Source organism: Methanobrevibacter sp., from assembly GCF_045646045.1.
Lineage (GTDB): Archaea > Methanobacteriota > Methanobacteria > Methanobacteriales > Methanobacteriaceae > Methanocatella.
The window spans coordinates 1-8,965 of record NZ_JAZRJY010000032.1; the positions used below are offsets into that span (position 1 = coordinate 1).

An 8,965-nucleotide genomic window follows, 5' to 3' on the forward strand; every position below is an offset into this window, starting at 1 on the left:
TTATTACCAGTATTGTTTAAAAAAGTAATGTTGGTGGCTGTAATTGTTGAATTTGAACTGAATATTGCATAATTTTTCGCATTTTTTATAATTAAATTATTTAACACAATATTAGATGAATTTATTGTAAAAATTCTTGCCATACCTCGCCCATCAATGATATGGTTATTACCGTTTATTATGATATTTTTATTGATAACAATTCCATTGGTGTAATTAGCATCAATTTTACTATCAAATAAATAATCGGATGTAACATTCAACACATTATTTTCTGAAATTTCATTATTCAAATCAATGAAAGTGTTCGTGTCATTAGTATCCTGACTGTAAACAGCATTCACTGAAAAAATAAATATAAAAATCAAAATTAAGATTAACTTATATTTTTTCAAATTTTTCACCCCATATTTAATCAATAATAATATTTATTGAACATTGTATAAAAATCATTATTTTCGGACATTCACTAAAAAGTTAACATCAAAATTATCAATGAATTAATATTGAAAAACTTTCTAAAAGATAACTTCACTCAAACTCAGCAAAAAAGAGACAAGTATCAAAATTACAATAGCCAAAATCAATTATTCGACAGCAAAATTTCATCCGAAAAATTCAAAAAAAGAAAAGACAAGGAAAGTTATATTCCCTGCATTGTGATGAAATTACCACGGCAATTTGAAACCGAAAAATCCCTGAGAACCTTCAGGGGCCGGTGGAATATCACTGTATTTTGATGCATTAAGCTTCAGTTCCATCTGATGACCGGCAGTATTATTTCCATTCTGTGCTGAAATCACTTCATGAAGTATCTGCTTTCCGTCCTGGAATGCTTTGGTCTGCATATCATTACAGGAAGAAGTAAGATAATTTGCTCTTGCGTCACCACTCATTTTTTCTGCATTTGAGAGTACATCATTCATTGCACCAAACATATGGCTTTCTGATTGATTCCAGTATGCCTGCACAGGCCTTCCATAATCCTTGTAGTGGTCCGGTCCCATACAGCGAGAACAAAGACCTTCAGAGACATAATACGGATAGTGCTCTGCATCAAATACACCCATGTCACTTGCAGGCTGATTGGCTCCATAAGCCTCACTGACATTTACACAGTCATTGGATACAGGTACAAATACACCATAAACAGGCGGACCTGAACTTACCCAGCTGACACATGACATTTCTGCAGGAAGATTTGGAAATACCTGAATAATATGGGCACTTAATGTCTCATCACTTCCAATTGCCCTTGAATCATTTTTTCCTGCCTCATCAGGAGAATATTGTGTTCCTTCATATCTGTCACGCAAAACATGTGCAACATCCTGCACTGAAACCTTTTTATCCGGCGTGAAAGATAAAGGATACATTACATTGTGATCATAGTCTGAACCATATTTTGAAGGCTCAAGAAGCCTGTGTCCCTCCCAGGTCCTCATATGGGCAGTGTCATTATTAATCTTTGTTCCGGCATATGTTTCAAAGAGATTAATCTCACCGTTTTTGCCTTTTACAGCAAAACCTTTTTGCTCCGGAAGCTTGGTTAAATCCGGAGATGTGATGGAGTCTTCATAGTCAGATAAGTACTCTAAGGAAAATTCATTACCGAATACTGCCACTTTGTCTTTCGGCATTTTTACAGCAGCGTACTGATGTCCGCCATAGAGCTCCACATACCACACTTCATTTTGATCGGCAATGATAGCAATATTGGATTCGGCATTACCGTACTTATCAACGATTCCCAAAAGAACATCTACAGCTTCTCTGGCAGTTTTACTCTGACAAATCACAAGGTCTGCTGCAGAAATTTCAGCAAGACCTCCATGAACAAGAGGATCTGCTTTCAATGATTCATTGTTTAAATGGGCTGAAACGGACATTGTCATGGATACACCATATTCATTGGTACATGCGGCAGCATCACTGTTAGTTCTATTGGCTACTCCTGCACTGTCCATATATGGCGTTGCAGTGTATTTGTAAGTGGTTGCCGGAATTTCTGTTTTTACCTCTCCGTCTGCACTTACAGGCATGAATCGACCAGGAGTGTTGTCTACATGGGGAACTATTGTAATATGATTTCCCCAGTCTGCACGAAAGTCATTTGACCTTGCAATAATTGTTGAACCATCCGCACTAGCATCCTTACCTACATATACTCCCGTACATGCGGCAGAAACCTGCATACTGCAAATCAGCAGTACACAAAAAAATAAACCTATCAATTTTTTCGACGAGCATTCTAACTTCAAAATAAAAACTCCATTTAAAATCTATGAAATAATATATTTGCTGTTCACCATATTAAAGCATAACCTATTTCTGTAAAATTCGTGATTAAAAGGTGTTAAAGAAAAATAATTCTTTAACTCCTGATGGTTATTCTGTTTGATGTTACGGCTCCGTTTTCATACATTGAGGTTATTATGTATTCACCTGCCATGAGATTAATATTTAATCTTGCAATTCCATCATTGCCTGTTGTACGATTATAGAATACGCCATTCACATTGAATGACATATTAACACCAGATAAGGGATATCCATGACCATCAAGCAATTTGGCTTTAAATTGTGAACCGTCTCTGTATGACATGACCAGATCATCAGCCTCAATAACCGGAAGAACCTTAATGATATTTGATGCCATCAAGGAATTATAATTGGCTGTTATAACATATGTTCCGGGATTCAGGTTAATGTTCATCAAGACATAACCATTCTCATCAGAGGTTCTCTTATAGAATACTCCATTAATATTGAACTCAACTGCAACACCTTTTCCAACAGGATTGCCCTGTCCGTCCAGAAGTCTGACTCTGTACTGGGAATCATTCTTATAGTACTTGGTAAGGTCATAGTTCTCCACAATAGTCGTCAGTACTTTAATTTTATTTGAATGCATCTCATCATTTACCATATTCCTTGCAGTAATGATATAATCGCCCGGATTCAGGTTAATGTTCATGCGGGCAACACCATTTGTGATATCACGGATATAGAATACTCCATTGATATTGAATTCAACGCTTCCGCTAGCTATCCTATCACCATTAACATCAAGACAGGTAACATAATACTGGCTGGAATTTCTATAATATTTAGTCAAATCATTCCCATAAAGTGTTGAAATGACCTGAACAAATGCATCACAGACGGAATCACCGCAGCTACATTTAATTGCATAATTGCCGGCACCCAAATTAATATTGATTGAAGCTACACCATTAGAATCAGTAGTCCTTGCATAATCAACACCATTAATATTAAAATTAACGTTAACACCTGAAATCTGTCTGCCTTTTCCATTGACAACAACAGCAGTAAGCTTTTCAGGACCGCCGACATACTTGGTCAAATTCTTAGCCTGCAAAGTGTAATCGGTATCTCCGTCAACAACTAAAACTCCATTTTTAAGCTGATATCTGTTCATGTCCCTTGCAAAACCTGTTACATCATATGTTCCCTCTTCAATTCTGCATTCATAATAATAGCCAAATGAATCCGGATTATAAGATAATGTAACATCCTGGACTTTTCCATTTTCCCTATTAGTCAGTCTGGCATTAATGTCTGTGTTTGAATCAAATATTACCTTATTTCCTGAATCATCCTGAAATTGACACAATTCGATTTTTGAATTAGGCGCAACAGTCATATCTGCAAAAACCAGGAACAATTCAAATCCGACAGCTGACGCATCGCTTATTTTAATGTCATAATGATTGGCGGAAGTCATCTTATTGTTTTTCAAAACTCCACCAGCATCATCCCAAACGAATTCATCACTGTTTTTTGAGCTTTTGAAAATACTGTTCACGACACTATCGAAACCATAAACTGCATATCCTCCATAGCTGGCTTCATTGTCAATGAATTCGCAGGCATCTACATTTCGAGTCTCATAAACAGCTCCGCCACACCCATATGTTCCAATCGCATAATTGTCAACAAAACTGCACTGTGAAACAAGCATTGCACGTGCAACTGCACCTCCGTCATAGTCTGCATGATTTCTATTGAAATTTGATTCATATATTTCATACATTCCCTTGACTGCACCGCCATAATACTCTACATGATTATCTGTGAAATTACATCTATAGATTTTTGAAGTTTTATCCTCAAAATTACCGAATACTGCTCCTCCGCCACTATAGGCAGAATTACTTGCAAAATTGCAGTTTCGAATTTCACCATATCCATAATATCCCATATATACTGATCCGCCATCAAGTGAAGCATAATTGTTGATGAATTCACAATTGAATACATTACATTCCTTTAAATGTATTGCACCACCGAAAGAAGCAGAATTATCTTTAAAATAACAGTTTGAAATCGTTGTAAAACCATCACAGCTTACTGCCCCACCATTATTCCCTGCATTGTTGGCGATGAAATGACAGTTATCGATTTTTAAATTACCCTGATTGGAATCAGTTGATATTGCACCACCATTTTCACGAGCCAGTCCATTGATGAATACTATATTATTGAATGTTACTAGAGATCCTGTATTGACACTGAATATTTTTGATGTCTTCAAACCATCCAAAGTGTGTCCATTACCATTAATGATTAATTCCTTATCGATTCTAATTCCATACAAAGCATCAACATCTGAATTATACCTATAGTCATTTTCCAGATTGATTGTTGAGCCTGAAGGAGCCTGATAAATCTTATTTTGAAGGGTTGCAAATGATCCGTCATCAGCACCCAAACCACCTGCCTGTGACAAATTCAATGAATCATCAGCAGTCTGATTTGCATCTTCAGATGCATTAACGCAACCAATAGCTATAATAAATACTAAAAATACTAAAAAAATCCGTTTTTTCATATCATCACCATTTCATTTTCAAAATGATATCCTATATAATAACAATTAAAAATTTATTGAAAAAAATATAAAAATGTGATGAATTGAACTATTGCGATTATAATAGAAAAAGCATGCGAAAATTAATTATATTAAAGGACATGTATAAGTTAATAAGTAATTTTTTCCATAAGATAACCTTATTTTTAAAGAAAACCTATTAAACAATATTTAAAAGAAAAAAGTAGAAAAAAAGTTGAAGATTAAATACTCAACTTATTATTTAAAAATAGTTATTTAATTTTAAACAATGTTTTCGGTTAATCCCTGTTGATTGAAAATCCTTAAATTTAATTCATTTGAACTAATTTGAAATGTTTCAAGTCTGTGGATGTTGTGTTGAGGTTGAAAGCATAACTGAATCAGCAAGTGAGGTGTCATTTGCCTCACTCGCATATGCAGCACCTATGAAAAACAACAATAATACCAAAAATATGGCTATTGAATACTTTTTCATTTTTTAACTAATAGTTATTAATTTGATTAAAATTTAATCAATTAGCTGGAGGAACATATTTGTATTTTGATGCATCAAGATGCACTTCCATTGGCGGTATGACCACCTTTTGACCGGTGAACCTACCCGTTTCAGGATTGTGGTCTATTTGAAGAGTGTTACTATTCTTGTTTTTAGCCCATCTCAACTCATTAAGTATAACTTTTCCATCATCAAAAGCTTTGGACTGCATATCATTACAGTAGGAAGTCAGATAATTTGCACGAGTATTATTATCCATTTTTGATGCTGTATCCATTACCTTACTCATTCCGTCAAACATATTGCATTCCGCTTCATGCCAGTAGTCGCGCACAGGCTCTCCATAAATTTTGTAGTTTTTTGGACCTACACATCGCGTACTGAGCTCCTTAAATACATAATAAGGATAATGTTCTGTATCAAAGTCGTTCGTTTTATTTGCGGGCTGATTAGATCCATAAGCATCACTGACATTAATACAATCATTTGACAAAGGTACAAATATTCCATAAATAGGCGGTCCGGAACTGATCCAGCTGACACAGGACATGTCTGCCGGAACGTCAGAAAATATCTGAATAATATGGGCACTCAATGCAGTATCCGTTCCAATAACCCTCATGTCAATTCTTCCAATCTCATCAGGTGAAAATATTGTTCCTTCAAACCTATTACGCAAAATCTGTGAGACATTCTCTACTGAAATCTTACTGTCCGGTGTGAAACATAGAGGATATTTGGCATTATGATGGTATCCTGTCGTATAGTTTGAAGGTGACATAATCCTGTGTCCCGCCCAGGTTCTCATATGAGAGTATTCGTCAGTAACCTCCTTTCCGGAATATGTATCATAGAGATTAAGCTCACCGTTGTTACCGTGTACGGCAAAACCCCTTTCTTCGGGAAGGCTGGTTAAATTTTTGGAGGTAATGACCTCATCATAGTCAGAAAGGTACTCCAAAGAATACTCATTACCGAAAACTGATACTTTGTCTCTAGGCATTTTCACAGCAGCATACTGATGTCCGGTATAAATCTCCACATACCATACTTCGTTTTGATCAGCAATGATGGCAATATTTGATTCACTGCTTCCATACTTATCAACGAGTCCCAAAAGAACATCCACACCTTCTCTTGCAGTCTTACTCTGACAGATTACAAGATCTGAAGTGGAAAATTCGGCAAGACCCCCTTCCACCAACGGGTCAGCTCCCAATGATGCATTATTTGCAAAGGCTGTTACAGACATTGTAATAGCTACACCATATTCATTGGTACATGCAGCCGCATCATGAGTATAACCGTTGCTTGCGGTAGTACTGTTCATAAATGGTGTTGAAGTGTATTGATAAGTGGTTGCCGGAATCTCTGTTTTTACCGAACCGTCAATACTTACAGGCATAAGCCTGCCGGGACTGTTTTCTACTCTAGGAGTTACAACAACATTATTTGCCCAAACGTCCTGAAAGTCATTTGACCTGCCAAAAATTAGTGAGCCGTCTGCGCTTACATCAGGCCCGACATAGACTGCAGTACATGCTGAGGAAACCTGCATGCTACACACCAACAGTCCACAGAAAACTAAAATCATAAGATTTTTTGATGAATAACTTAATTTCAAAATAAATTTCCCCCAATAATCATTAAAATAATATATGCTTTTCAAATTTTATAAATATGATGTATTTAATTTTACAATCATAATATTAATTTATAGTTAGTTTTCTAATATTTTAGTATTATATGAAACAAAAATAGCTTAACTCGAATTAAAACTGAAGCATTGAAATTCTTAAACAGCAATACTTATTCTGTTTTTTGTTTGAATATACATCAGTTATTATTCGGCCATAATTTTTACCACAGTCAAAAAAACAAAAAAATGGGAAAATTGAATTAAGAAAAATTCAAAGTCCAAAACAGAAATAACAATTTACATTATATGTTTATTATGGCCTGAAGTGAAGGAACTTCAAAAATGCGGGATGAAAATATTAATTAATATTCAACAACATATGTTATAGTATGAAGAAAATATATATTATTGGAGTAATATTAGCCATTGTTATAATAGCTGTAATAGGCTTTTTTGCATTTTCTAATAATCATGCGCCTAAAGGTGATTTAAGGATTATTGATGCAAGCGCCTTGACTGAAAAAGGAACATTGAAACTGAACGGGGAGACGAAAGACGAAAACAGTAAAATATTCAGTTCTACTACAAGTGACGAAAATGCTGTTCTGGTAAATAAGACAAGCATACTGAAACTGACAAAATCATTCATTAACAAGACTGGAAATACTGCAACCTCGGGCGATGATGCTGATTTTTATGGTGTTAACTCAGCTGTCCTTGTTAAGGACGCGAGCAAATTAACTATTAAAGACTGTGAAATTGAAACCGATGCAAAAGGATCCAATGGAATTTTTGTAACCAATACAGATAACGGACAGGCTGCTCCAGAAGGAGGTTCAGCCGGAGGAAATGGGGGAAGCGCACCTGAAAAACCACCGGAAGAACTCAAAAAGACTGGTCAGTCAAACAATGATACAACTGCCGATATCAAAAATGTTAAGATAACAACTCATAAGGACAAATCCCGTGGACTTGACTCTACTTTTGGCGGCATTATCAATGCAGAAAATGTTGTAATCAATACTGAGGGAAACAGCTGTGCTGCTCTTGCAACAGACCGCGGTGAAGGAAATGTAACTGTAGTCGATTCATTTTTAAACACAGGAGTCAGCAATGAGTCCGGAAGAGGTTCACCTCTGATTTATTCAACAGGGAACATAACTGTTAAAAAGACACAGGGTACTGCTTATGTGTCCCAGATTGCATGTATTGAAGGTAAAAACTCAATAACTCTTGAAAACTCACAATTAACTGGTTTTGGTGAAGGTAACCGTAAAGATGGTGATAAATACGTTGATTTAGCTGGAGTGTTCATCTACCAAAGCATGAGCGGAGATGCTGATGTGGGAACATCAACATTCATCTGTAAAAACTCCAAACTAAGCGTTGATTCATCATCCAAGTATTATTCAGAGATTCCTATGTTTTATATAACCAATACTAAAGCAAACATATTCCTTGAATCATCCACATTGGATTTTGGAAGCGGAGTGCTCTTTAAGATTTCAGGACAGAACCAGTGGGGAAATACAGGTTCCAACGGAGGAGATGCAAACCTCACATGCACAAATCAGGAATTGAAAGGAAACATACTTGTTGATGCAATAAGCTCCCTCAACATTAACTTGAAAAACAGTAAATTTGAAGGGGCAATCAACTCAACCGGAACAACCGGCGTTGTAGTTGAAAGCGGTTCCACATGGACATTAACCGGAGACAGTAATGTAACTTCACTTTCCAACTCCGGAAAAATTGATTTAAACGGCCATAAACTCTTTGTCAACGGCCAGGAATACAAAGGATAGAATTTTCTATCCTATCTTTTTTTAAAAAAATGAGTCTGTAAAATTTTATAGGCCTATTTTATTTTTAGATGTTTTTCAGTCCAATTTTTCATTTGATAGTCTAAAAATGTTAGAATTCCATTTTTAGTCTTGTATAATTTCTTTATTAT

Annotated in this window: 5 protein-coding genes and 1 pseudogene; 2 read left to right on the forward strand and 4 right to left on the reverse strand. The window is 35.7% G+C overall.

The annotated features are described in order from the left end of the window. The 3 genes and pseudogenes from ACKI5C_RS02145 to ACKI5C_RS02155 form a co-directional block, all read right to left on the reverse strand. Positions 1 to 395, reverse strand: a pseudogene (locus ACKI5C_RS02145) (hypothetical protein); the annotation flags it as partial. A gap of 273 nt (positions 396 to 668) precedes the next feature. Beyond that, positions 669 to 2,261 carry a C69 family dipeptidase gene (locus ACKI5C_RS02150; protein WP_407431569.1) on the reverse strand — a complete coding sequence of 531 codons (1,593 nt, stop codon included), beginning with the start codon at positions 2,259 to 2,261 and terminating at the stop codon, positions 669 to 671. A gap of 113 nt (positions 2,262 to 2,374) precedes the next feature. Continuing rightward, positions 2,375 to 4,855: an Ig-like domain-containing protein gene (locus tag ACKI5C_RS02155; protein WP_407431571.1), complete on the reverse strand. Its 2,481-nt coding sequence runs from the start codon at positions 4,853 to 4,855 to the stop codon at positions 2,375 to 2,377. A gap of 353 nt (positions 4,856 to 5,208) precedes the next feature. Here ACKI5C_RS02155 and ACKI5C_RS02160 point away from each other — a divergent pair, with 353 nt between their 5' ends. Further along, a complete protein-coding gene (locus ACKI5C_RS02160; RefSeq protein ID WP_407431573.1) occupies positions 5,209 to 5,358 on the forward strand; it encodes a hypothetical protein in 150 nt (49 codons plus the stop codon). 30 nt (positions 5,359 to 5,388) lie between these two features. Here the strand turns inward: ACKI5C_RS02160 and ACKI5C_RS02165 are convergent, their stop codons facing one another. Next, complete coding sequence (locus tag ACKI5C_RS02165; RefSeq protein ID WP_407431575.1) at positions 5,389 to 6,930, reverse strand: C69 family dipeptidase; 1,542 nt, start codon at positions 6,928 to 6,930, stop codon at positions 5,389 to 5,391. A 470-nt stretch (positions 6,931 to 7,400) separates the two neighbouring features. Here ACKI5C_RS02165 and ACKI5C_RS02170 point away from each other — a divergent pair, with 470 nt between their 5' ends. Beyond that, positions 7,401 to 8,816, forward strand: a complete 1,416-nt coding sequence (locus tag ACKI5C_RS02170; RefSeq protein ID WP_407431576.1) for a hypothetical protein — start codon at positions 7,401 to 7,403, stop codon at positions 8,814 to 8,816. Positions 8,817 to 8,965 lie beyond the last annotated feature (149 nt).